General features: G+C 38.0%; 26 protein-coding genes. 22 read left to right on the top strand and 4 right to left on the bottom strand.

Annotated elements, in window-relative coordinates; translation table 11 throughout:
- The 17 genes from AC4NPH_RS12870 (at position 1) to AC4NPH_RS12950 (ending at position 16,018) form a co-directional block, all read left to right on the top strand.
- Positions 1–975 carry a PhoH family protein gene (locus tag AC4NPH_RS12870; protein ID WP_013059230.1) on the top strand — a complete coding sequence of 325 codons (975 nt, stop codon included), beginning with the start codon at positions 1–3 and terminating at the stop codon, positions 973–975.
- Positions 976–1,038: 63 nt separating this feature from the next.
- Positions 1,039–3,147: an HD family phosphohydrolase gene (locus tag AC4NPH_RS12875; protein ID WP_371399883.1), complete on the top strand. Its 2,109-nt coding sequence runs from the start codon at positions 1,039–1,041 to the stop codon at positions 3,145–3,147.
- Positions 3,144–3,614 carry an rRNA maturation RNase YbeY gene (gene ybeY, locus AC4NPH_RS12880; protein WP_013059228.1) on the top strand — a complete coding sequence of 157 codons (471 nt, stop codon included), beginning with the start codon at positions 3,144–3,146 and terminating at the stop codon, positions 3,612–3,614. Before AC4NPH_RS12875 ends, ybeY begins: the two co-directional genes overlap by 4 nt.
- Positions 3,598–3,969 (top strand): diacylglycerol kinase family protein, encoded by a 372-nt coding sequence (locus tag AC4NPH_RS12885; protein WP_029320167.1) that lies wholly within the window; start codon positions 3,598–3,600, stop codon positions 3,967–3,969. The genes ybeY and AC4NPH_RS12885 overlap by 17 nt, the downstream gene beginning before the upstream one ends.
- A gap of 91 nt (positions 3,970–4,060) precedes the next feature.
- Entirely contained in the window at positions 4,061–4,459 is a 399-nt protein-coding gene (locus AC4NPH_RS12890; RefSeq protein WP_013059226.1) for a cytidine deaminase, read from the top strand.
- Positions 4,452–5,357 (top strand): GTPase Era, encoded by a 906-nt coding sequence (era, locus tag AC4NPH_RS12895; protein WP_013059225.1) that lies wholly within the window; start codon positions 4,452–4,454, stop codon positions 5,355–5,357. The genes AC4NPH_RS12890 and era overlap by 8 nt, the downstream gene beginning before the upstream one ends.
- A gap of 155 nt (positions 5,358–5,512) precedes the next feature.
- Positions 5,513–5,656, top strand: coding sequence for a YqzL family protein (locus AC4NPH_RS12900; RefSeq protein WP_014458193.1), 144 nt, complete (start codon positions 5,513–5,515; stop codon positions 5,654–5,656).
- A gap of 27 nt (positions 5,657–5,683) precedes the next feature.
- Positions 5,684–6,448 carry a DNA repair protein RecO gene (recO, locus tag AC4NPH_RS12905; RefSeq protein ID WP_013059224.1) on the top strand — a complete coding sequence of 255 codons (765 nt, stop codon included), beginning with the start codon at positions 5,684–5,686 and terminating at the stop codon, positions 6,446–6,448.
- Positions 6,449–6,706: 258 nt separating this feature from the next.
- Entirely contained in the window at positions 6,707–7,345 is a 639-nt protein-coding gene (gene ccpN / locus AC4NPH_RS12910; RefSeq protein WP_025750542.1) for a transcriptional regulator CcpN, read from the top strand.
- Positions 7,346–7,378: 33 nt separating this feature from the next.
- Positions 7,379–8,182: a pyruvate, water dikinase regulatory protein gene (locus tag AC4NPH_RS12915; RefSeq protein ID WP_013059222.1), complete on the top strand. Its 804-nt coding sequence runs from the start codon at positions 7,379–7,381 to the stop codon at positions 8,180–8,182.
- Between the two features lie 311 nt (positions 8,183–8,493).
- Positions 8,494–8,964 (top strand): YaiI/YqxD family protein, encoded by a 471-nt coding sequence (locus AC4NPH_RS12920; protein ID WP_026106699.1) that lies wholly within the window; start codon positions 8,494–8,496, stop codon positions 8,962–8,964.
- 41 nt (positions 8,965–9,005) lie between these two features.
- Positions 9,006–10,814 (top strand): DNA primase, encoded by a 1,809-nt coding sequence (gene dnaG, locus AC4NPH_RS12925; protein WP_016765586.1) that lies wholly within the window; start codon positions 9,006–9,008, stop codon positions 10,812–10,814.
- A 65-nt stretch (positions 10,815–10,879) separates the two neighbouring features.
- Positions 10,880–12,013 carry an RNA polymerase sigma factor RpoD gene (gene rpoD, locus AC4NPH_RS12930; RefSeq protein ID WP_013059219.1) on the top strand — a complete coding sequence of 378 codons (1,134 nt, stop codon included), beginning with the start codon at positions 10,880–10,882 and terminating at the stop codon, positions 12,011–12,013.
- Positions 12,014–12,396: 383 nt separating this feature from the next.
- Entirely contained in the window at positions 12,397–13,536 is a 1,140-nt protein-coding gene (locus AC4NPH_RS12935; RefSeq protein WP_063672696.1) for an acyl-CoA dehydrogenase family protein, read from the top strand.
- A 131-nt stretch (positions 13,537–13,667) separates the two neighbouring features.
- A complete protein-coding gene (cccA, locus tag AC4NPH_RS12940) occupies positions 13,668–14,027 on the top strand; it encodes a cytochrome c550 (RefSeq protein WP_013085044.1) in 360 nt (119 codons plus the stop codon).
- A gap of 168 nt (positions 14,028–14,195) precedes the next feature.
- Entirely contained in the window at positions 14,196–14,900 is a 705-nt protein-coding gene (locus AC4NPH_RS12945; RefSeq protein ID WP_098197268.1) for a tRNA (adenine(22)-N(1))-methyltransferase, read from the top strand.
- Positions 14,897–16,018: a Nif3-like dinuclear metal center hexameric protein gene (locus tag AC4NPH_RS12950; RefSeq protein ID WP_097812602.1), complete on the top strand. Its 1,122-nt coding sequence runs from the start codon at positions 14,897–14,899 to the stop codon at positions 16,016–16,018. The genes AC4NPH_RS12945 and AC4NPH_RS12950 overlap by 4 nt, the downstream gene beginning before the upstream one ends.
- Before the next feature lie 47 nt (positions 16,019–16,065).
- Here the strand turns inward: AC4NPH_RS12950 and AC4NPH_RS12955 are convergent, their stop codons facing one another.
- A complete protein-coding gene (locus tag AC4NPH_RS12955; RefSeq protein ID WP_013059214.1) occupies positions 16,066–17,016 on the bottom strand; it encodes a 4-hydroxy-3-methylbut-2-enyl diphosphate reductase in 951 nt (316 codons plus the stop codon).
- A 128-nt stretch (positions 17,017–17,144) separates the two neighbouring features.
- Positions 17,145–17,849: a YqfQ family protein gene (locus AC4NPH_RS12960; RefSeq protein WP_013059213.1), complete on the bottom strand. Its 705-nt coding sequence runs from the start codon at positions 17,847–17,849 to the stop codon at positions 17,145–17,147.
- A gap of 185 nt (positions 17,850–18,034) precedes the next feature.
- Here AC4NPH_RS12960 and AC4NPH_RS12965 point away from each other — a divergent pair, with 185 nt between their 5' ends.
- Positions 18,035–19,354, top strand: a complete 1,320-nt coding sequence (locus tag AC4NPH_RS12965; RefSeq protein ID WP_013059212.1) for a DEAD/DEAH box helicase — start codon at positions 18,035–18,037, stop codon at positions 19,352–19,354.
- A 28-nt stretch (positions 19,355–19,382) separates the two neighbouring features.
- On the top strand, positions 19,383–20,270 hold the full coding sequence (locus tag AC4NPH_RS12970; RefSeq protein WP_013059211.1) for a deoxyribonuclease IV: 888 nt from the start codon (positions 19,383–19,385) through the stop codon (positions 20,268–20,270).
- A 49-nt stretch (positions 20,271–20,319) separates the two neighbouring features.
- On the opposite strand, the gene AC4NPH_RS12975 is transcribed toward AC4NPH_RS12970, so the two are convergent.
- On the bottom strand, positions 20,320–20,571 hold the full coding sequence (locus AC4NPH_RS12975) for a DUF2624 domain-containing protein (RefSeq protein WP_013059210.1): 252 nt from the start codon (positions 20,569–20,571) through the stop codon (positions 20,320–20,322).
- A gap of 274 nt (positions 20,572–20,845) precedes the next feature.
- Between AC4NPH_RS12975 and AC4NPH_RS12980 the strand changes: the two genes are divergently transcribed.
- From AC4NPH_RS12980 to AC4NPH_RS12990, 3 genes are read left to right on the top strand one after another with little or no spacing between them, the layout of a single operon-like run.
- Positions 20,846–21,625 (top strand): metal ABC transporter ATP-binding protein, encoded by a 780-nt coding sequence (locus AC4NPH_RS12980; protein ID WP_013059209.1) that lies wholly within the window; start codon positions 20,846–20,848, stop codon positions 21,623–21,625.
- On the top strand, positions 21,622–22,464 hold the full coding sequence (locus AC4NPH_RS12985; protein ID WP_013059208.1) for a metal ABC transporter permease: 843 nt from the start codon (positions 21,622–21,624) through the stop codon (positions 22,462–22,464). The genes AC4NPH_RS12980 and AC4NPH_RS12985 overlap by 4 nt, the downstream gene beginning before the upstream one ends.
- The gene (locus tag AC4NPH_RS12990; protein WP_013059207.1) at positions 22,461–22,874 is read left to right on the top strand and encodes a Fur family transcriptional regulator; all 414 of its coding nucleotides are present in this window, start codon (positions 22,461–22,463) and stop codon (positions 22,872–22,874) included. Before AC4NPH_RS12985 ends, AC4NPH_RS12990 begins: the two co-directional genes overlap by 4 nt.
- Before the next feature lie 29 nt (positions 22,875–22,903).
- Here the strand turns inward: AC4NPH_RS12990 and AC4NPH_RS12995 are convergent, their stop codons facing one another.
- Positions 22,904–23,479, bottom strand: coding sequence for a 5' nucleotidase, NT5C type (locus tag AC4NPH_RS12995; protein WP_013085038.1), 576 nt, complete (start codon positions 23,477–23,479; stop codon positions 22,904–22,906).
- Positions 23,480–23,722: the final 243 nt, after the last annotated feature.

The following is a 23,722-nucleotide window of genomic DNA, read 5'->3' on the forward strand; positions in this document are numbered from 1 at the left end:
ATGTCAGAACAGCTAGTAACAATTAACGTACAACTTGATGATTCAAACGAAGCCATTTCATTATTTGGCGTACAAGATGCGAATTTAAAGCGAATTGAAGAAGAAATGCAGGTCTCTATCATTTCAAGAGGTGAGACTGTTGTAGTCTCCGGAAGTACAGAAAATGTTCAGCTAGTGGAAGAAATGCTTAAAAAGTTACTGAACATTATCCGAAAAAATATTTCCATATCTGAACGAGATGTTGTGTATGCGGTTCAATTAGCTAAGAAAAATTCTCTCGAGTTTTTTGAAGATGTATATGAAGAAGAGATTGGTAAAAATGTAAAAGGTAAGACTATTCGTGTTAAGACATTAGGACAAAGTCAATACATTTCGGCTATTAAGAAAAATGATTTGGTATTTGGAATTGGGCCTGCTGGTACCGGTAAAACGTATTTAGCCGTTGTCATGGCCGTTAATGCTCTTAAAAATGGTCACGTGCAGCGTATTATTTTAACACGTCCTGCTGTTGAAGCAGGTGAAAGTCTTGGCTTCTTGCCAGGAGATTTGAAAGAAAAAGTAGATCCGTACTTGCGGCCTCTGTACGATGCATTACATGATGTATTAGGAACAGAACATACGCAACGCCTAATCGAACGCGGAGTTATTGAAATAGCACCCCTTGCTTATATGCGAGGTCGTACACTAGATGATGCGTTTGTTATCTTAGACGAAGCGCAAAACACCACGATGGCGCAAATGAAGATGTTTTTAACACGACTAGGATTTGGGTCTAAAATGGTGATTACAGGAGATATTTCACAAATTGATTTACCAAAAGGAGCTCAGTCTGGTCTAGCGGCTGTCTCGAAAATCCTGACCAATGTTAAAGGTATTTCGTTTGTTCACCTAGAACAGTCAGATGTTGTGCGCCATCCACTTGTGGGACGCATCATTCAAGCGTACGAACAAGCTGACCAAAAGACCCTTTCTTAATAGGGTCTATTTTTTGTAAAAGGGGGTACGTTTGTGTCAACGTTTCGGATAATCAAGCAAACAATGGCACAGATCGAGCGATTACGGTTAATTCAAATTGGGTTATATGCCTTGTTAGGTGTAATGATGTTTGCGTCTATGTATAGCAATGTAAAGCCGCAGGAATTAGATCTCAGATTACTATCTATTTCCCCGCAAACCATTTACTCACCCGTTACCATTGAAGATAAAGAGAGCACAGAGAAAAAACGGGCAGAGGCAGAACAAGCCGTTGAAGATGTGTATACACAAAAAACAGAATACGCACAGAACCAAGTCGATCTTGTTGCATCTATTTTTGATGCGATGATGGAAGTTAATACAGAATATGAAAAAGAAGATCATGAAGATGACAGTATCGATGCCGTATTAAAAACCAAACAAAAAATGCTAGAGGACAAGCTTCCTGAAGACATTCAAAAAAACTTGCCAAAGGATACCATTAAGCAGCTGCTTCAGTCTTCTAACAGTGATTTATCGATTGCGAAAGATGCTGTAGTCACGGCCGTTCATCATGTGATGAAAGATCAAGTGAAGATTAGCGATGTAGAAGAGAAAAAAGATCAAGTAGAAAGTCAGCTTGTTTACACCAATGTCAGCAATTCCCTAAAGGATTCAATGAATGCAATTGCTAAATTCGCTATCATTCCAAATGTGATTTATGATCCACAAAAAACAGCTGAAAACCGTCAAGCAGCTGTGGAAAAAGTGGAGCCTGTCCGAATCAAACAAGGCCAGATTATTGTAGAAGAAAATCAGCTTATTAATCCTGATATATATCGTCAGCTCCAGCTCGCGGGATTGTTGAATAATAAAGGATCTATTCAGCCTTTTGCGGGGTTAGCTTTGCTGATTGTAATGATGATAGCGGGCCTCATTTACTATTTGCGTGAATTTCACACCAAGACATATCAGCCCTTGCTGTTGTATGTATTGGTAGCAACCATTACGATTGGCCTCATGAAAATCTTAAGCTTGTTTCAGCAAATTGATTTATCGGAAATTGGTTTCTTAGCTCCTGTTGCGGTGGGAGGTTTGCTGATTCGAATTTTAATGGATGAACGCATTGCTATTTTATCAAGCATTGTATTTGCTATTTGTGGAAGCATTATTTTTAATGGTGAATTGACAACCTCGTTTAATATGAACATTGGGATCTACTTTTTAATTAGCAATATTGCTGCTATTTTATTTTTAAGCAGGCAGCACAGACGTTCACGGATTTTGCAGGCAGGTCTATTTGTGGCTATGGTAAACGTAATTATCAGCTTTGCTATTATTTTTATTAAAAATGGCCAAATCGGCACTGTAGAGCTTGGCTATTACAGCATGATGTCAATTGCATCTGGTGTTATCGCTTCCGTTTTAACTATAGGTTTGCTTCCGTTTTTTGAAAGTGGATTTGGCATTTTATCTACGATGAAGCTGATTGAATTATCGAGTCCTAATCATCCGCTATTACGCAAAATCTTAATCGAAACACCTGGAACATACCATCACAGCGTAATGGTGGCAAACTTATCTGAAGCGGCGTGCGAAACGATAGGAGCTAACGGTTTATTAGCGAGAGTCGGGGCTTATTACCACGATATTGGTAAAACGAAGCGACCGCAGTATTTTATTGAAAATCAAATGAATATTACTAATCCGCATGATAAACTAAGTCCTAAGACTAGTAAAAATATTATAATCGCACATGCTACAGATGGAGCTACCATTTTGCGAAATCACAAGTTTCCAAAAGAGATTGTAGATATTGCAGAGCAGCATCACGGAACGACTCTGCTTAAGTTTTTCTATCATAAGGCACTTGAACAAACAGAAGAAAAAATTGATGAAAAAGAATATCGCTATCCTGGACCAAAGCCTCAGTCGAAAGAAGCAGCGGTTATTTGCATAGCTGATAGTGTAGAAGCAGCCGTAAGGTCAATGTCCAATCCGACTCCTGAAAAAATTGAGAACTTGGTGCGAAATATTATTAAAGATCGCTTGCAGGATGAGCAGCTTAGCGAGTGTAACGTAACGCTCAAGGAGCTAGAGTTAATTCGCCAAGCACTATGTGAAACTTTAAATGGGATTTTTCATTCCCGAATCGAATATCCAGAGATAAAAAAAGAGAAGGTGAAGGTATGAGTTTAGTTATTGATTTTATTGATGAAACAAACGAAGTAAGTGAAGAACAGCAAAAAGAGCTTGAAAAGCTGCTTGAAGCCGCTGCTATATATGAAAATCTGCAAGAGAATGCAGAAGTGTCCGTTACATTTGTGGATAATGATCGAATTCAAGAAATCAATCATCAATACCGCCATAAAAATCAGCCAACGGATGTAATATCGTTTGCGCTAGAAGAAATGGGCGAAGATGAAATGCAAATTATCGGAGATGAGTTGCCAAGAGTCCTAGGGGACATTGTCATTTCGATTCCAAAAGCTCATGAGCAAGCAGAAGAATACAATCACTCGTTTATGAGGGAGCTAGGATTCTTAACGGTTCACGGTTTCTTGCACTTGCTTGGATATGACCATGAAACATCAGAAGATGAAAAAGAGATGTTTACACGTCAAAAAGATATTTTAGAACAATATGGACTCTCGCGATAAAAAGTGGATAGCTAAAGTTGTCAGTAGCTTTGGTTATGCAATAGAAGGGTTTATCTATGTGTGTAAAACACAGAGAAATATGCAAATTCACGTAGTAGCTTCTTTCATCGTCCTTTTCTTAGGCGCCGTGCTGTCAATTACATCTGGTGAATGGATGGTTGTGCTGCTTCTGATTGCAGGCATGTTCAGCTTGGAGTTAATGAATACAGCAGTTGAAAAAGTTGTCGATTTAGTTTCTCCTGAATATCACATACTAGCAAAACACGCAAAAGATGCAGCCGCAGCCGCGGTGTTGGTCTATGCGTGTTTTGCTGTCCTTATAGGAGGAATTATTTTCTTAAAGTATTTGTTTTAAAAAGGATTCTTTTTGGTTCTTTACACCCCCGTGGTATAATAAAAAAGGACAAGTTAAAAGACATGTAGAAGCGCAAAAGGAGAGCGGATAAATGGATAAGACCGGACTGATTGATGAGGCAAAAAAAGCTCGTGAAATGGCTTATGTACCGTATTCAAAATTTAAAGTTGGTGCAGCTTTATTGACGAAAGATGGAAAGGTTTATCGCGGCTGCAATATTGAAAATGCAGCTTATAGCATGTGCAATTGTGCTGAGCGTACGGCTTTATTTAAAGCCTATTCAGAAGGAGATAAAGAGTATGCAGCACTTGCTGTAGTAGCTGATACTGATCGTCCTGTTTCTCCGTGTGGAGCATGCAGACAAGTAATCTCTGAGCTTTGTCCAAAAGAAATGAAAGTTATATTAACCAATTTAAAAAATGACATACAAGAATTAACTGTGGAAGAATTACTTCCAGGAGCATTTTCATCGGAGGATTTACATGAGTAATAATGAATTTAAGTCAGGTTTTGTTTCAATTATTGGAAGACCAAACGTAGGGAAATCAACTTTTTTGAACCGAGTAATTGGTCAAAAAATTGCGATTATGAGTGACAAACCGCAAACAACTAGAAATAAAATTCAGGGTGTGTACACGGAAGATCAGGCGCAGATTGTGTTTATTGATACACCAGGAATTCATAAACCTAAGCATAAATTAGGCGACTTTATGATGAAGGTAGCGCAAAATACGCTTAAAGAAGTAGATTTAATTTTATTTATGATTAACGCAACAGAAGGCTTAGGTCGAGGCGATGAATTTATTATCGAGCGTTTAAAGGATACAAAAACGCCTGTTTTCCTTGTGATTAATAAAATTGATGAAATTCATCCAGACGAATTGTTTTCAATTATCACGAATTATAAAGACTTATATCCTTTTGCTGAAATTGTGCCAATTTCAGCTTTACAAGGAAATAACGTGGAGCGTTTGCTTGATCAAATTAAGCAGCGATTGCCGGAAGGTCCGCAATATTATCCGGCAGATCAAGTAACAGATCACCCAGAGCGCTTTATTATTACGGAATTAATTCGTGAAAAAGTACTGCATGCAACGAGGGAAGAAATACCTCATTCTATTGCCGTTGTGATGGATTCTATGCAAAGACGAGATAATGGTGCTGTTTACGTGGGCGCTACAATTATCGTCGAAAGAGATTCACAAAAAGGCATCGTAATTGGAAAGCAAGGAAAGATGTTAAAAGAGGTAGGAAGAAAAGCAAGAGCAGACATTGAAGCCCTTTTAGGTTCAAAAGTATTTTTAGAACTATGGGTAAAAGTGCAAAAAGATTGGCGAAACCGAGCGTCGCATCTCCGTGACTTTGGATTTAGAGAAGACGAATATTAATCATTTGAGTTCTTGTTTGCGTCGATTTATATCCCTTCATAAAAGAAGGTAATTTGTAAAAAATTGTGTTACATGATTTTACGTCGGAAGGCTATTCTAAACATAAGGAATTGAAATATGTATCTGATCTTTATGGTTAGAAAGGTGGGAGTTCTATGTTGAATTTTACTTGGAACATTTTTTCACAAACAGGTAGCATTGATACTTATCTCATTTTTAAGGAACTTGAAAATGAAGTGAAAGAAAGACCCGAAACATATGAGGACAACAGCGAAAGTCTCAATTCTCCCTTGTCTTAGCCTTCTGTAAGATGGCGGTGATGATGATTGTTTAAAAAGTGTGAAGGAATTGTCATTCGAACGAATGATTACGGTGAATCAAATAAAATTGTCACCATTTATTCACGTGAACTCGGAAAAGTGGGTCTCATGGCAAGAGGGGCAAAAAAGCCCAGTAGTCGCTTAGCTTCCGTCACACAATTATTTACGTATGGATACTTTTTTATACAAGCAGGTTCAGGAATGGGTACTCTCCATCAAGGAGAAGTTATCTCATCTATGAGAAGCATACGCGAAGATATCTTCACAACAGCGTATGCTTCTTATATTCTTGAATTAACAGATAAAGCTACTGAGAACAATAAACCAAATCCATTTCTATTTGAACTGCTGCACCAAACCATTCATTATATGAACGAAGAGTATGATGCAGAGATCTTAACATTTATTTATGAAATGAAAATGTTAAACGTACTAGGTCTTCATCCTACATTAAATGAATGCGCAGTCTGCCACCAAGGTGAAGGAACATTTCATTTTTCCATTCGAGAAGGCGGGTTTATTTGTCATCGATGCTTAGAAAAAGATCCTTATCATTTGAAAATTAGTCCGATGACGGTTAAACTATTAAGGCTATTTTATTACATTGATTTAAAGCGATTAGGTTCTATTTCTGTTAAGCCCGAAACAAAAAAACAATTAAAGTTCGTAATTGATCAATATTACGAAGAATATTCAGGATTGTTTTTAAAAACAAAGCGGTTTTTGAATCAGATGGAGTCTTTAAAACAATCGCTGTCTGATGAGAAATAGAAAAGATAATCAGTGATATGCAAGGAATTGCTGTCGCTAGGGTGCCTCGTAGTGTGTAGGGGACACCCTTTTTACTGTGGAGCGAAGGGGTAGCTTCGCTTATTGTAAGCGTAATGCCTGCTTTTTTTGAGAAGCCGTGGTAAAATAAACGGCATTCTAAAAAGATAAAATGCTAAAATTAATAAGTTATAGCTTTTACTTTTGCTTAAAAAGTATATAATGTTTTATAAATAGTATGTCACATTTAATGATTAGGTGGTGAGTACAATCGAACTGAACAAACGACAAGAACAAATTTTGCAAATTGTCAAAGACGAAGGCCCTATTACAGGCGAGCATATTGCAGATCAGCTTAGCCTTACGCGGGCAACACTAAGACCGGACTTGGCTATTTTAACAATGGCTGGTTATTTAGAAGCGCGACCGCGCGTAGGTTACTTTTACACAGGTAAAACAGGAGCACAGCTTCTTACAGATAAAATAAAAAAAATACAGGTGCAAGAATATCAGTCTATCCCGGTGGTTGTGAACGAAAATGTGTCGGTATATGATGCTATTTGTACAATGTTTCTAGAAGACGTGGGGACCCTTTTTGTAGTGGATGAGAAATCCCAGCTAGTGGGGGTACTGTCGCGTAAAGATTTATTGCGCGCGAGTATCGGAAAGCAAGAGCTCACATCTATTCCTGTTCATATTATCATGACGAGAATGCCCAACATTACATATTGCTATCGCGAAGATTTGTTAATTGATATTGCTAAGATCTTAATTGAAAAACAGATTGATGCTATGCCCGTTATTAAAGAGGGAGACGGCAATTTTGAAGTGGTGGGACGCATTACCAAAACAAATATTACAAAATTACTAGTAGCATTAGCAAATGATGAAGTATTATAAGTGAAAAAGGATTAAAAAGGGGATGCACAAAATATGAACAACCCATGTCTTTATGTCATTTCGGATTCTGTAGGTGAGACAGCTGAACTAGTTGTAAAGGCTGCATCAAGTCAGTTCAATATGACAGACTTTGTAATTAAAAGAGTACCTTACGTAGAGGACATCGCAACACTTTCAGAAGTGGTTTCAGTAGCGAAGATGAACAACGCTATTATTGGCTTTACGCTAGTAAAGCCCGAAATGAGAGAATTTTTAATTCAAGAAGCGTCCAAGAACGGGGTAGAGGTATTTGATATTATTGGACCTTTAATTGATAAAATTCAATCTTCTTATCAACTTTCTCCTCGCTATGAGCCTGGAATGGCTAGAAAATTAGACGAAGATTATTTTAAGAAAGTAGAAGCAATTGAATTTGCAGTGAAATATGATGATGGGCGTGACCCGAGAGGCATTCTTAGAGCGGATATTGTATTAATCGGTGTATCAAGAACATCTAAAACACCTCTTTCTCAATTTTTAGCACACAAGCGTTTGAAAGTAGCCAATGTTCCGATTGTACCTGAGGTAGATCCACCAGAAGAGCTGTTTCACGTATCACCTGAGAAGTGTATAGGACTTACTATTAGTCCTGAAAAGTTAAACGATATTCGTAAAGAGCGTTTAAAGTCTCTTGGGCTAAACGATAAAGCAATTTATGCTAATATTGGCCGTATTAAAGAAGAACTTGAATTTTTCCAAGGGATTGTAGATAAGATTGGCTGTGAAGTGGTGGACGTATCCAACAGAGCCGTAGAAGAAACAGCTGGTATCATTCTCAATACCATCAAAAAGAAATAAACGATGGATCTCCTCTGTGCGTGACATAAAGGAGATTGCTTTCTTATGTTTGTATGCTGTAAGCCTAAGAAAATATCCCAAAGATGAATATGACAGAACTTTTAAAAACAAGTGACTTTGGTATAGAAAATATAGGTTGTTTATATTATAATAAAAAATTGTGATAAAAAAGAATAGTTTTAGGTTTAGACTTTGTTAAGAACGAATAAACTATTTATATAAAAGTCAAGTCAAAATCGAAAAAAGTATTCGACAAATGCCATCTACAGGAAATAACAAATTGTTAGAAGGAATCTCTGGAGGGATGTAGAATACAGAGTTATAGCAAAAGAAAAAGTAAAGTTTTTGTCGATGCTGATGCATGCCCTGTTAAAGCAGAAATCGTTGAACTTACACATACATATGACATCGATCTTGTGTTTGTTGCTTCCTATGCTCACATGCAAACAAATCCTACACCAGGAAAATGGGTCTATGTGGATGCAGAAAAGGAAGCCGCAGATTTATATATTTTAAATCACGCAGTCAAGCAGGATATTGTCGTAACTCAAGATACTGGCTTAGCAAGCATGTTAGTAAGTCGAGGGGTTTACGCACTGTCTCCTCGTGGAAAGTACTATAATGACGACGAAATGAATACGGTGCTTTTCTTTCGTTATGTTTCTGCAAAAGAGCGACGGTCAGGCCGTCATACTAAAGGCCCAAAGGCATTTAGTGAAGAAGATCGCCAGCATTTCATTCAAGCTTTTGAAAAAATGTTGTCGAAACTTGCAGGAATTTAGCACTTAGTGAAGAATATTATATGAAATACGGAGCTGTTACTATGGCAAATCGAATTCCTGATGAAGTAATCGACCGTATTCGGCATTCAGTAGATATTGTCGACGTCATAAGCGATTATGTACAACTAAAAAAACAAGGGCGCAATTATTTTGGACTCTGTCCGTTTCATGGGGAAAGCACACCGTCTTTTTCAGTATCGCCTGATAAACAAATTTATCATTGCTTTGGATGCGGTGCAGGAGGGAATTCATTTTCATTCATAATGGAATTAGAAGGACTGTCCTTCACGGAAGCAGCTCAGCAGCTTGCTGAAAAAGGAGATATTCCTTTCGAACATGAGATACATCCTCATGAAGAAGATAATCAAAAGCCTAGCAATAAAATGATTGAAGCACACGAGCTTTTAAAGAAATTTTACCATCATTTATTGGTAAATACAAAAGAAGGCCAAGATGCTTATGATTATTTAATAAATCGAGGGTTTTCACGAGAAATTATCGATGAATTTGAGATAGGTTTTGCTTTAGATTCGTGGGAATTTGTAAGTAAGTTCTTAACAAAACGTGGGTTTAATCCGCAAGAGATGGAACATGCAGGTTTAATCATTAAACGCAACCAAGATGAAACGTACTTTGATCGTTTTCGTGATCGAATTATGTTTCCTATTGCTGACTTGCAAGGCAAAACAATTGCATTTTCAGGGCGTCTACTAAAAGAGATAAAAGGGCAGCCTAAATATTTAAACAGTCCCGAAACTTCTATTTTTAACAAAAGTCGCACACTCTACAACTTTCACCGCGCTAAAAAACATATACGCAAAAATCAGCAGGTTATTTTATTTGAAGGATTTGCAGATGTTATTTCGGCTGTTAAAGCGGGGTGCCCGAACGCAATTGCAACAATGGGAACTGCCTTAACAGAAGAACAAGCCAAGATTATTCGCCGAAATGTAGAGTCCGTTATCATTTGCTATGATGCAGATTCTGCTGGAATTGAAGCAGCGCACAAAGCAACTGCTATCTTAACAAATGTGGGTTGTACCGTTAAGATTGCTGTGATGCCGGATGGTTATGACCCGGATGATTATATTAAAGAATACGGGGCAGAGAAGTTTCAAAATGATGTTATTAATAGCAGCTTGACCTTTATGGCATTTCAAATGAGGTATCTCCGCCGAAAACGAAATCTACAAAATGAATCTGAACGTATGCAATACATTGAAGACGTTTTGAAAGAAATAAGCCTCCTTACGAAAGCTGTAGAGCGAGATCATTATTTACGCCAATTGGCACAAGAGTTTTCCATTTCATTAGATGCGCTTAAAGAACAGCAGTATCAAGTGTATCGAACTGAAAAAAAGAAAAAGGATAATGATTCTCCAAATCGAAATAATATAAATAGACAACCAGTCGTAAAGAGAAGCTTATTACCGGCTTATCAAAATGCAGAACGTTTTTTGATCGCTCATATGTTGAAAGATAAGGATGTAGCATTTAGAATTCAAGACCGACTTCAAGGTCAGTTCAATGTCGAGGAACATCGTGCGCTTGTTCTATATTTGTATGCTTATTACGAGGAAGGACACGAGCCTAATCCGAGCGGATTTATCGAACGGTTGCCCGAGTCTTCGTTGTCTAGTCTAGCTTCAGAATTGGCGATGATGTCAATCAATGATGAATTGTCGGAGCAAGCTTTGAATGATTATATCCAAACGATATTGATTTACCCACAAAGAGTAGCGATAGAAAAAAAAGAAGCAGAAAAGCAAGAAGCAGAGCGTCAAAAAGATTATTTAAAAGCTGCGACAATAGCAATGGAAATTTTACAGTTAAAAAAAACGTTAAAATAAACGATATTGCGTATTAGTCCCACTTTTAGAAGGTTTTCCTTAAAATTTTGGAAGGAGGGGATCTGATGGCTGAAAAATCAGCTCAATCAAAACAACTTGATTCAGATTTAACAATTGAACAAGTAAAAGATCAATTGACCGAAATCGGAAAAAAACGTGGTGTGCTCACATACGAAGAAATTGCAGAGCGTATGGCGAACTTCGAAATTGAATCCGATCAAATGGATGAATATTATGAATACCTTGGAGAACAAGGTGTTGAAGTAATGAGTGAATCTGAAGCAAATGATGACGATGCCGATCCCGATATTCAAGAACTGTCAAAAGAAGAAGAGTTTGATTTAAATGATTTAAGTGTACCTCCTGGTGTGAAAATTAATGATCCAGTTCGTATGTACTTAAAAGAAATCGGACGCGTTGACTTATTGTCAGCAGAGGAAGAAATCAATTTAGCAAAACGTATTGAAGAAGGCGATGAAGAAGCGAAACGTCGTCTTGCTGAAGCAAACTTACGTCTTGTTGTAAGTATCGCTAAACGCTATGTCGGGCGCGGTATGCTGTTTCTTGATTTAATTCAAGAAGGAAACATGGGTCTTATTAAAGCGGTAGAAAAATTTGATTATCGCAAAGGTTATAAATTCAGTACGTATGCGACATGGTGGATTCGTCAAGCTATTACTCGTGCAATTGCTGACCAAGCAAGAACGATTCGTATTCCCGTTCATATGGTTGAAACGATTAACAAGCTAATTCGTGTTCAACGTCAGCTTCTACAAGATTTAGGTCGCGAACCATCTCCTGAAGAAATTGCAGAAGATATGGACTTAACACCAGAAAAAGTTCGTGAAATCTTAAAAATTGCTCAAGAGCCGGTTTCCCTTGAAACACCAATTGGTGAGGAAGATGATTCACATTTAGGTGACTTCATTGAAGACCAGGATGCAACATCACCTTCTGAACATGCTGCATATGAATTATTAAAAGAGCAGTTAGAAGACGTCCTTGATACGTTAACAGATCGCGAAGAAAATGTTCTTAGACTCCGCTTTGGTCTGGACGATGGACGTACGCGTACGCTTGAAGAAGTAGGGAAAGTATTTGGCGTAACGCGTGAGCGTATTCGTCAAATTGAAGCTAAAGCGCTTCGTAAGCTTCGTCACCCTAGCCGAAGCAAACGTTTAAAAGATTTCTTAGAATAGATAAAAGCGTAAATAACGCTTATGAGATAGCTTCTTTCCTAGAGGAAAGGGGCTATCTATTTTTTATGGAATAAATTTCATAAAAACGCATTTTGAAGAAGTATATTGATTTTTTTACCAACTTTTCTTCTTTCATATATTTTACTGAATTGTCCTTCGTTTTGCAAATGCTCCTTTATATTCTTTTGTTACAGAGCATAAGCTGTTCAAATTCCTTTTAAACATCCGAAAAATGGAATCGCTATCATTTTATTCATGCTTTGATTAGTACTTCTCTATTATAACATGAAAAAATTAAAACGTTTTAAAAGTTGAGAAAATTTACAAAAATGAATTATAATTAAATAATGTAAGCGTATACATTTTTTTTAGGGGGAATAAAAATGAATTTTGAATTAACCAATGAACAAAAGATGATTCAACGGACGCTCAGAGAGTTTTCAGAAGCGGAAGTAGCACCGAATGCACTAGAGCGCGATCGAAGTAAGCAATTTCCGCTTGATGTTTTTAAAAAGTTAAGTGAGCTTGGTGTAATGGGTCTTCCTTTTCCTGAAGAGTATGGAGGCGGAGGAGCAGATACGGTTAGTTTTGCTATTGTCGTAGAGGAATTAAGTAAAGCTTGTGGCTCTACAGGAATTACATACTCAGCTCATGTTTCGCTCGGGGGGGCACCTATTTACTTATTCGGAACAAAAGAGCAAAAAGAACAGTACCTACCTGCTTTATGCTCCGGGCAATCTTTTGGAGCGTTTGGTTTAACCGAACCGAACGCAGGAAGTGACGCGGGAGGAACCGAGACCGAAGCAGTGTTGAAGGATGGAACATTTATGATTAATGGAAGTAAATGCTATATTACGAATGCCAGCTATGCAAAATTTTTAGCTTTAACGGCTGTTACAAATCGTACAGAAGGTAAAAAAGAAATTTCAGCTATTATCGTGCCTACAGAAGCTCGAGGTTTTACTGTAATAGACAATTACGAGAAAATGGGTCTACATGCTTCAAATACAACTGAACTCGTTTTAGAGGATGTTGAAGTGCCTGAAGAGAATTTACTCGGTGTAAGAGGAGAAGGCTTTAAACAATTTCTAATGACGCTTGACGGGGGAAGAATTGGAATTGGCGCAATGGCCGTTGGAATCGCTCAAGCAGCCTATGAAAAAGCACTGTCATATGCGCAGGAAAGAAAGCAATTTGGTAAAGCTATTTCATCGTTTCAAGCGATTCAGTTTAAATTAGCTGATATGGCGATGAAAATTGAGTTAGCAAGAAATATGGTGTATAAAGCAGCGTGGTTAAAAGACCAAGGAAAGCCATTTACGAAAGAAGCTGCTATGTGTAAACTGTATGCTTCTGAAATTTGTATGGAAGTAGCCAGTCAAGCTGTTCAGATTCATGGAGGATACGGCTACATGAAGGAGTATCACGTGGAGCGGTATTTACGAGATGCCAAGCTTTTAGAAATTGGAGAAGGAACTTCAGAAATTCAGCGCTCGGTTATTGCAAGGCAAATTGGCTGTTAAGATACGCAATAAGAAATTAGTTAATTATGTAAATAAAACCCTTTCACTTATGAGCATTTTCAAGTAAAATAAAAGTGCTTATACTATTTTGTTATTTCTAGGGATGGGAATACATAAAGGGGGTATAGTGAGTGAAGCGAAATCCGCTAATACCATTTTTATTAATTGCGGTAATTGGGATTGCTTTAATGTTAACGCTTTCGTTCAACGGATTGAACAATGCAAAAGAAATCGCGGCTGAAAAAGAAGGCGGTGGCGCGGAACAGCAGGCTTCAGCTAAACCAGAAGAAATTTACCAAAAAACTTGTATTGGTTGTCACGGTGATCAGTATCAAGGTGGAGTAGGTCCTTCGTTAAAAGGAATTGGGAAAAAAGTTTCTCAAGACGAAATTGCAGATATTGTTGTAAACGGTAAAGGAAACATGCCGGCCGGGCTGGTTCCTCCGGAAAAAGCGAAGGAAATGGCTAAATGGGTATCAGAAATTAAATAGAGTTCAGAAACATGATTTTCTGGAAAGCCGCTCATTTATAAAGCAGGCTTTTTTTTTATGGTTTTTTATAAGCATTCAGCTAAAAGGAAAACATGAAGAGAAATAGGAATCATGCAGCTATCTATGTTAAAATAATGAACAGTAATCACATAGAGAATAGGTGACAAAATGAATGAATTAAACTTATCAACAAGACTTGAAGAAGTAGTAAAGTCGATTCCTTTGGGAGCAAAGATAGCAGACATTGGCTCAGATCATGCATACTTGCCGTGTTTTGCTTATTTAAATGGATATATTAGCGGTGCCGTAGCAGGAGAAATTACAGAAGGGCCTCTTCAATCTGCTATTCAGCAGGTGAAAAAAACAAGCTTAACAGACGTTATTGACGTTCGAAAAGGAAACGGCCTAGAAGTAATATCACCGAATGAAGTAGACTGTATTACAATCTGCGGAATGGGCGGAACGCTTATTACGATGATTTTAGAAGAAGGAAAGGCGAAACTAGAAGGAGTAAAAAGACTTGTACTTCAGCCGAATATTGGTTCACATCATATTCGCAGCTGGCTGATTCAACACAACTGGGAAATCATTGATGAAAAAATCATCGAAGAAGACGGTCGTATGTATGAAGTCATCGTCGCTGAACCTGGAAACGCCTTAGCTCCTTATAACGGTGAAGTGGAAGCCGGTGTGTTAATGGGCCCTATTTTAAAAGAAAAGCGCTCTTCTGCTTTTACGACAAAGTGGACGTATGAACTAAATCATCTTAAACAAATTGTCAGCCAAATGGAGCAGGCTCAGTCCGAGGAAAGCAAAGCAAAACTTCAAAAACTTACCCAAGACATCTCATTAATTGAGGAGGCGTTAAAATGAGTAAAATCCCTAACGGATTTCAAGTAATTGAAGCATTTGAATCATTTTCTCCCAAGCATTTAGCGGTTGAAGGAGATAAAATTGGTTTACAGATTGGAACGTTAAACAAGCCTGTAAAAAAAGTAATGGTAACGTTAGATGTTCTTGAAACGGTCGTAGACGAAGCGATTGAAAAACAAGTGGATTTAATTATTGCTCATCATCCTCCTATTTTTAGACCTCTAAAACAAGTGGTTACAGATCGTCCTGAAGGGCGTATTTTAGAGAAATGCATCAAACATGATATTGCTGTATATGCTGCTCATACAAACTTAGATATAGCTAAAGGTGGAGTAAATGACTTGTTGGCCGAAGCATTGGGGCTACAAGAGACAAAAGTGCTGGTTCCAACAACGTCTATTCAGCTGAAAAAGCTTGCTGTATTTGTTCCTTCAAATCATGCTGAAGCAGTGCGCACAGCTATTTGTGATGCGGGAGCTGGACATGTGGGTCTTTACAGCGACTGTACGTTTTCAACTGAAGGGGAAGGCACATTTAAACCTTCTTCAGAAGCCAATCCATACATTGGTTCAAAAGGAGAGTTAGAACGTGTAAATGAAACAAAAGTTGAAACTATTTTTGAAGCGGGTCAACAAAATAAAATTATTCGTGCCATGCTCAGTGCTCATCCTTACGAAGAAGTAGCCTATGACATTTATCCAGTGGAACAAACGGGCGAGCCGCTTGGACTTGGACGAATTGGTAAGTTAAAAGAAGAGATGACGTTAAAACAGTTTGCCGCTCATGTTAAACAAGCATTGGATGTGGACGGTGTTAGAGTAGTAGGGGCTATGGATGCCACAGTGAAAAAAGTAGCTGTTCTTGGTGGAGATGGAAACAAATATATTACAAACGCAAAATTTAGCGGAGCAGATGCCTATGTAACAGGTGATTTGTATTTCCACGTTGCGCATGATGCAATGGCAATGGGCTTAAACGTTGTAGATCCTGGTCATCATGTTGAAAAAGTTATGAGACAAGGTGTAACGCGTGTATTAAACAGTCTTTTTGATGCGAAAAACTTTGAGTGTGAAGTATTTGATTCAAAAGTAGACACAAACCCATTTACGTTTATGTAACAAAAAAAGAAGGTGTTGACGAATGTCAACACCTTCTTTTGCGTCTATTAAGACGATTTTTTTGTTCGAACTTTTGGTAAAATCTTTGAAAGAGGCACGCTTTTTTCACGTGTCCATGTTGTTTCATCTTCCGGATCAAACTGATCTAGAAAATTGATGACCTCTTTTGTGATTGGAGTAGGGGTAGATGCGCCTGCCGTAACAGCTACGGTTTTCGCGTTCATCAACCATTCGATCTGAAGTTCTGAGATGTCACCGATACGATATGCCTCAGTGCCGGCAATCTCCATTGATACTTGAGCTAAACGGTTTGAATTGTTACTTTTAGGATCTCCTACTACAATTGTAACATCTGCTTCACCTGCTTGCTCGGCTACAGCTTCTTGGCGAACTTGTGTAGCTAAACAAATTTCCTTGTGAACTTCAGCGTGCGGATATTTTTCTTTTACCTTTTCCATTACTTCTGCAACGTCCCACTGACTCATTGTTGTCTGATTTGTTACAATGATTTTCTCACGTTGAATATTTAAATGGGCTACGTCTTCTGCTTTTTCAATTAAATGAACGATATCTGGCGCGATACCAAGTGCACCTTCTGGCTCAGGATGATTTCGTTTTCCGATATAAATAACGTCATAGCCTTCTTTTTCTTTTTGGCGAATAAGGTCATGGGTTTTTGTAACATCCGGACATGTAGCATCGATTGTTGTTAAGCCTTTTTCTTTTGCTCGTTCTTTTACTTCTGGAGATACTCCGTGCGCAGTAAAAATAACGGTTCCTTCATTTATTTGGTCTAAGATTTCCAGGCGATTAGCACCGTCCAGTGTGATAATGCCGTCCTCTTCAAACGCATCTGTAACGTGTTTATTATGAACAATCATTCCTAAGATATAGATTGGTCGAGGCAATGATTTATCTAAAGCGGCGTTTCGTGCAATGACCATTGCGTCTACTACACCATAACAATAGCCGCGTGGTGCAATTTTAATAACTTTCATTTCAATTTCCTCCTCATCATAATCCTGACGAGCAATTCAACTCGCTTCTATTATATAAAAGAGGAAGGAAGAATACAAAGATATTCTTTTTTTGCTCACTGTATTTCCTTAAGGAATCAGCAGATTTATCAAATATAAAGTTTTGGTTTAGACACCCGATCTCTGGATGAATGTTCAATTTCTTCTTCAAAGAAATCCAGCTCATCATCGGATGAATCCGTGCTTTCTGCGCCTGCTGATAAAACCTTACTGTCTTTACTTTCATCCGTTTCAGAAACCTCTGTTCCTTCTGCTTCGAGTACTTCATCTGTGTCATCACTTGAGCGCAAGGCCTGATAGATTTTCCATAGAGAAGGAGCATTTTTGACAAGAGGTCCGTATTGTTGAATCATAGGTCCCATCGTTTCCGCTGCTTTTAGTACTCGCTGAACATTCCCCATCATGGAGCTCAAGTTAGCAGGGTTCGTTAATCCTTGCAAACCTCCAAGCAGGGAAGAAGAGTTAGTCGCTCCTGCAGCACCTTGGGCTCCTGAAAGTCCAGAAAACAAAGAACCTCGAGGAGCAGCTGCAGCCGCTTGTTGAAATGGTATGTTTCTATTTCCGCCTCTTCGGAATAGGCGAGTTAAGAAGTTACCTCCTCCACGGTTCAGGCCTTGCTGATTCGGGTAAAATGATTGTTGAGCATTTGTTTGCTGGGCAAAGTTACGAAACTGCTGTAATGGATTAAATTGGCCAAAGTTACCAGGTTGTTGCCCAAAGCCGTTTTGTGGTGGCATTCCTGGCATCATTCTTCTTTGCATACCGGGTGGAAATGGTGGTCTTCGCTGTAGCAAAGGACGCACCTCCTTTAGTAAAGTAGATTTTCTTTTACTATCGTATGCAACTCGCGATAAAATGTTTTTGAAACAGGTAATAAGTTTTAGTAATATGAATGAGAAGTAGTCACAGAAGGAAAAATCGATTATAATCATATATTGTGCCTTAAAAGATGAACGTGAATGTAAAAAAGGAGACTATTATGGAAAAAACAAACTTTGAACGTTTTGAGTTTCAACCATTTTTAATAGAAGCAATTAAACAATTAGGTTTTTATCAGCCTACAGAGATTCAGGAGCGCTTAATTCCTTCCGTTTTAAAAGGGGAAAGTGTAATTGGTCAGTCGCAAACAGGGACCGGCAAAACACACGCTTATTTATTGCCTTTACTTGAAAAGGTAGACCCTAAAAAAGAAGAAGTACAAGTTGTGATCACCGCTCCAACTCGTGAGCTTGCTTCTCAAATTTATCAAGAAGTATTAAAGCTAACAAAACACAGTGCTGAAGGAGAAGAAATTTCAGCAAAATGTTTTATCGGCGGTACAGATAAGCAGCGTACAATCGACAAATTAAAGAAGCAGCCTCAAGTTGTTGTAGGAACACCGGCTCGTTTGTTTGATTTAGTAAATGAAAAAGCGTTAGTTGTGTATACAACAAAGGCGTTAGTAGTAGACGAAGCTGATTTAATGCTTGATATGGGATTTTTAGAAGATGTGGACCGTTTGGCAAGCAACATGCCTGAAAAATTACAGATGCTTGTTTTTTCGGCAACTATTCCTGAAAAATTAAAGCCATTCTTAAAAAAATACATGGAAAATCCAAAATTTACGCATGTTTCGCCGAAGCAAGCAGCAGCAGCTAAATTAGAGCATGTATTAGTTCCACTGCGTCATCGTAACAAGTTTAAGCTGCTGCATGATATGCTTATTTCGTATAATCCTTATTTAGCTATCGTCTTTACAAATACAAAGAAAATGGCGGACGAAGTAGCAGATGACCTACTGTCTAAAGGCTTAAAGGTAGGAAGAATTCACGGAGACTTATCTCCTCGTGACCGTAAGAAAATGATGAAGCAAATTAATAATTTAGAATTTCAATACGTAGTAGCGACAGATTTAGCAGCTCGCGGTATTGATATTGAAGGAATTTCACACGTCATTAACTTTGAGCTTCCTTCAGATCTAGATTTCTACATTCACCGCGTAGGACGTACAGCTCGTGCCGGTCATTCTGGCATTGCTGCTACAATCTTCGATGTGGAAGATGAAGATGCAGTAAATAAGCTGGAGAAAATGGGAATCGAGTTTGTAAACAAAGATCTTCAAAAGCAAGAATGGGTTTCCATCGATGACCGTAACCGCCGTAAAAAGCGTGTGAAGAAAGCGGATGAAGTGGGAGAAGAGGCACATCGCTTTATTCAAAAGCCGAAGAAAGTAAAGCCTGGCTACAAGAAAAAACGTGCTCGTGAAATTACAAAGTATGTGCAAAAGAAAAAGCGTAGTGAAAGACGCAACAATCGTTAATCGCAATAGGTTAGAGGTGTAAAAAGGAATGTTGAAAATTGGTTCTCACGTATCGATGAGCGGCAAAAAGATGCTTTTAGGAGCAAGTGAAGAGGCAGCTTCTTACGGAGCAAATACGTTTATGATCTATACAGGCGCTCCACAAAATACTCGTCGCAAAAAGATTGAAGAGCTTAATATTGAAGCTGGTCTTTTGCATATGAAAGAGCATGGAATGACAGATATTGTTGTACATGCTCCCTATATCATTAATCTAGGAAATACAACAAAGCCCGAAACATTTGAGCTTGGAGTAGATTTCTTAACGTCTGAAATTCAGCGCACCCATGCTCTTGGCGCAAAGCAAATTGTTCTTCACCCAGGAGCTCACGTGGGTGCTGGAGCAGATGCCGGTATTCAGCAAATTATCAAAGGTCTAAACGAAGTGTTGACAGCTGATCAAGAAGTTCAAATTGCGCTTGAGACAATGGCTGGAAAAGGAACAGAGTGTGGAAGAAGCTTTGAAGAAATTGCCCAAATTATTGATGGCGTGACGCACAATGAAAAGCTCTCTGTTTGTTTTGACACATGTCACGTACATGATGCTGGTTATGATATCGTTCAAGACTTTGACGGTGTATTAAATGAATTTGACAAAACCGTAGGAATACAGCGAATTAAAGTGCTTCACATCAATGATAGTAAAAATGTATGCGGTGCTCGAAAAGACCGCCATGAAAATATTGGATTTGGTGAAATCGGATTTGGTGCACTGAATTATATTGTTCATCACCCAGCGTTTACAGAAGTTCCTAAAATTCTAGAAACTCCTTATGTAGGAGAAGATAAGAAAAATAAAAAAGCGCCATATCAGTTGGAAATTGATATGATTCGTGCACAAAGCTTTGATTCAGAGGTAAAACAAAAGCTTATGTAATTTCATATGTGGTTGAAAGAGGTCATGTCTATAGACATGACCTCTTCTTTTACATCAACTGCTGAAATAATTCATTCACTCGTCTGGCAGTTTCACGATCTGTTACTTGAGCAATTTGTTTGATTAAATTTCGGCGCTCTTCAAGGTTATAAATATTTACGGGCTGCTGTCTAATGACGGATACAAGGGTATGTGCCTGCTGATCTGTAATGGGGATGTTGTATTGTTTGCTATACTTTAAAAGCTCTTTCGGGGTAATGTTGTTTACTTTCTTATTGACAATCTGCTGTACAATTTTCATATGATTACCTCCTCGTCATATACAGTTTATGAATAAAAAAGAAAGATGTGACTATATTGTGTAATAAAACAACATTTTGAGTCGGATGAACTTACAGAGGCAAGAAAGCGAAGGAGTGAAACGGCTTAGTTTACAAATAAAAGACAATCCTGTATACTACATTAATGACTAAATCGTAATGATTCTGAGAAAGTAAATGGGTAACGGAGTATACGATAGAAACCGTGCCCTCTTTTGTATGGAGAAATATAAAAAAAAGAATGGTGAGGCGCATATGAATACACCTGATATCATTGAAATTGATCATTTATCATTTCAATATGATGGAGTGAATGTATTAGAAGATATAAGTTTTTCAATTCCGAAAGGAGCTTTTTTGGGTCTCGTTGGTCCAAATGGTTCTGGGAAATCAACGCTAATCAAATGTTTGCTTGGTTTGCAAAAACCATCTCAAGGTGCAATTCGTTTATTTGGAAAAGATCAGAGAAGGTTTAAAGAACGAAGTAAAATTGGATATGTATCGCAAAAAGCGAATAGTTTCAACAGCGGCTTTCCTGCTACCGTTTTTGAAGTGGTTTCCACGGGTCTTACTTCAAAATTAGGTTTGTTTCGCTTTATGAATGCTTCTCATAAACAAAAAGTGAAAGAAGCGGTAGAAGCAGTGGGGATGAGCGAATTTTTAAATCGAAACATAGGAGAACTATCCGGTGGTCAGCAGCAGCGAATTTTTATTGCACGCGCGCTTGTAAGTGAACCCGAGCTGTTAATTTTAGATGAGCCAACAGTCGGAGTGGATGCACAAAATGTGTACACTTTTTATGAGCTTCTTGAAAAGTTAAATAAGGAAAAAGGAATTACGCTCGTGCTTGTCACTCACGATATTGGCACTGTCTCAGAAAAAGTAACCCACGTTGCTTGTTTAAATAAATTTCTACACTTTCATGGGAATGCCAAAGAATTCGAACAGCTTTGTGAACATGACGTATCTATGTTTTATGGTCATAATGTTCATGTGTTAACCCATGATCATCATCATGGAGGGCAGCACGTATGATAAGCAGTTTATTTCAATTTGAGTTTTTACGAAATGCATTTTTAACCGGTATGATTATTGGCGTCTTAGCTCCTTTATTGGGCACGTTCATCGTAGTAAGACGTCTTTCTTTAATTGCAGACGCGTTAAGTCACGTGACGCTAGCGGGGATTTCTGCGAGCTTGCTTCTTAGTCAGAAAATAGGGTTTATGCAAGGAGTGAACCCCGTCTATTTAGGGATGGTATCTTCCGTTACAGGCGCTCTTTTCATTGAAAAACTTCGAAGCGTCTACAAGCATTACCAAGAGCTGGCCATTCCGATTATTTTATCGGGCGGAATTGGTATTAGTGCAATTTGTATCTCGCTAGCGGACGGTTTTAATAATGATTTAATGAATTATTTGTTTGGAAGCGTAAGTGCGGTGAGTCGTTCGGATCTTTGGACAGTTGTTGTTATAGCCGTATTTGTTATAGCTATTGTCTTTTTCTTATATAAAGAATTGTTTATTTTATCTTTTGACGAGGAGCACGCTTCTGCTTCTGGGATTAAATCGAAGTGGATGCACTTTTTATTTATTGTGATGGTTGCTCTTGTCATTGCTGTATCGATGCGTATCGTCGGTATCTTATTAGTGTCATCTCTTATGACTCTTCCTGTAGCAGCAAGCATTCGCTTAGCTAGAGGCTTTAAACAAACGATTTTGCTTTCGGTGATTTTTGGTGAAATATCTGTTTTAGGCGGATTATTTTCAGCGTACTACTTGGATTTAGCACCAGGCGGTACAATTGTTGTCATTGCTGTTGTTATTTTAATCATATCTATTATGATTAATAAAGGACGGAAGGGGAAACAAAAATGAATTTAACTGAAGCCATTCATTTATTAAAAGATCAAGGATATAAACATACAGGAAAACGTGAAGAAATGCTTGCCCTGTTTTCAAAATCAAATAAGTACTTAACGGCAAAAGATGTATTAGAATACATGAAGCCTGATTATCCTGGTCTGAGTTTTGATACAATCTACCGTAATTTATCATTGTTTGTGGAGTTAGGCGTACTTGAAATGACAGAGCTTTCGAGCGAAAAGCACTTTCGATTTAAATGTGCAACCGCCCATCATCATCACCACTTCATTTGTTTAGATTGTGGAAAAACAAAAGAAATTGAAGCTTGTCCGATGGAGTATGTAGACGAGGATTTGCGAGGATACAATATTACAGGCCATAAATTTGAAATTTACGGTCAATGTATAGAATGTAATCAATAAAAAAGAGAGGGCGTTATGCACCTCTCTTTTTATTTTTGCTGTTCTTTTAACCAGCTGGCTACCCACTGATCTGCTTCTAGCCAATTGTATACGCGAACCACTCCTTTTGGAACAGGTAAGCGATTATAAGGAGTATCAAATAAGATAACGGGGATATTGCATTCTTCACTGATTTCACAAGCATTATCATGTTTGTCTTCAAAAAAGATATCAACATCATATCGTTTTGCTGTCTCGACTTTAAAATGAGATCCGACTAACTCAATGTGATGAAACGATAGTTCATTTTTTTGAAACCATTCTTCCGTGACGTCCAATAGCTTATCGTGCCTTGCACTAATAAAGAATAATTCGTGCTTTTGATGCCATTTTTGCAAAACCGCTTTTGCATCGTCTGCAAGTGGAGAGGTTTCGTAAATAGAGCGTTCATTTGCTTTAAACCATTTCCCGAGTTCAGCAGGTGATACATTTACAAAAGGGCTGAAATCATATTCTGTAATGTCTTCAAGTGTTAAATTTAAGTTAAAGGCTTTATTTAAATGAGGAACAAAAGTTTCAGGAGAAGTAACAGTTCCATCAATGTCAATTCCAAACTTTTTCGTCAACTACGTGCACTCCTTTAATACGTTTATTCTACTTAGGTGCTTGATTATTCTTGTCTAGTGTAACATAAAGCCCAAACAGAAACAGTAATACTTTTTATACGCCTTTGGCAAAACGTAATGATCACTGCATGGCCTGGTGATTGCGTCTGTACCTATTTCTTGTAAGAGAGTGAGCAGCTGTATAAGATTGACACTTATAATTTTCCCTCGCATTCAGATACTATAAATGCTCCTTATTTACGA

The sequence above is a fragment of the Priestia sp. MDV22-iso46 genome (assembly GCF_058629175.1).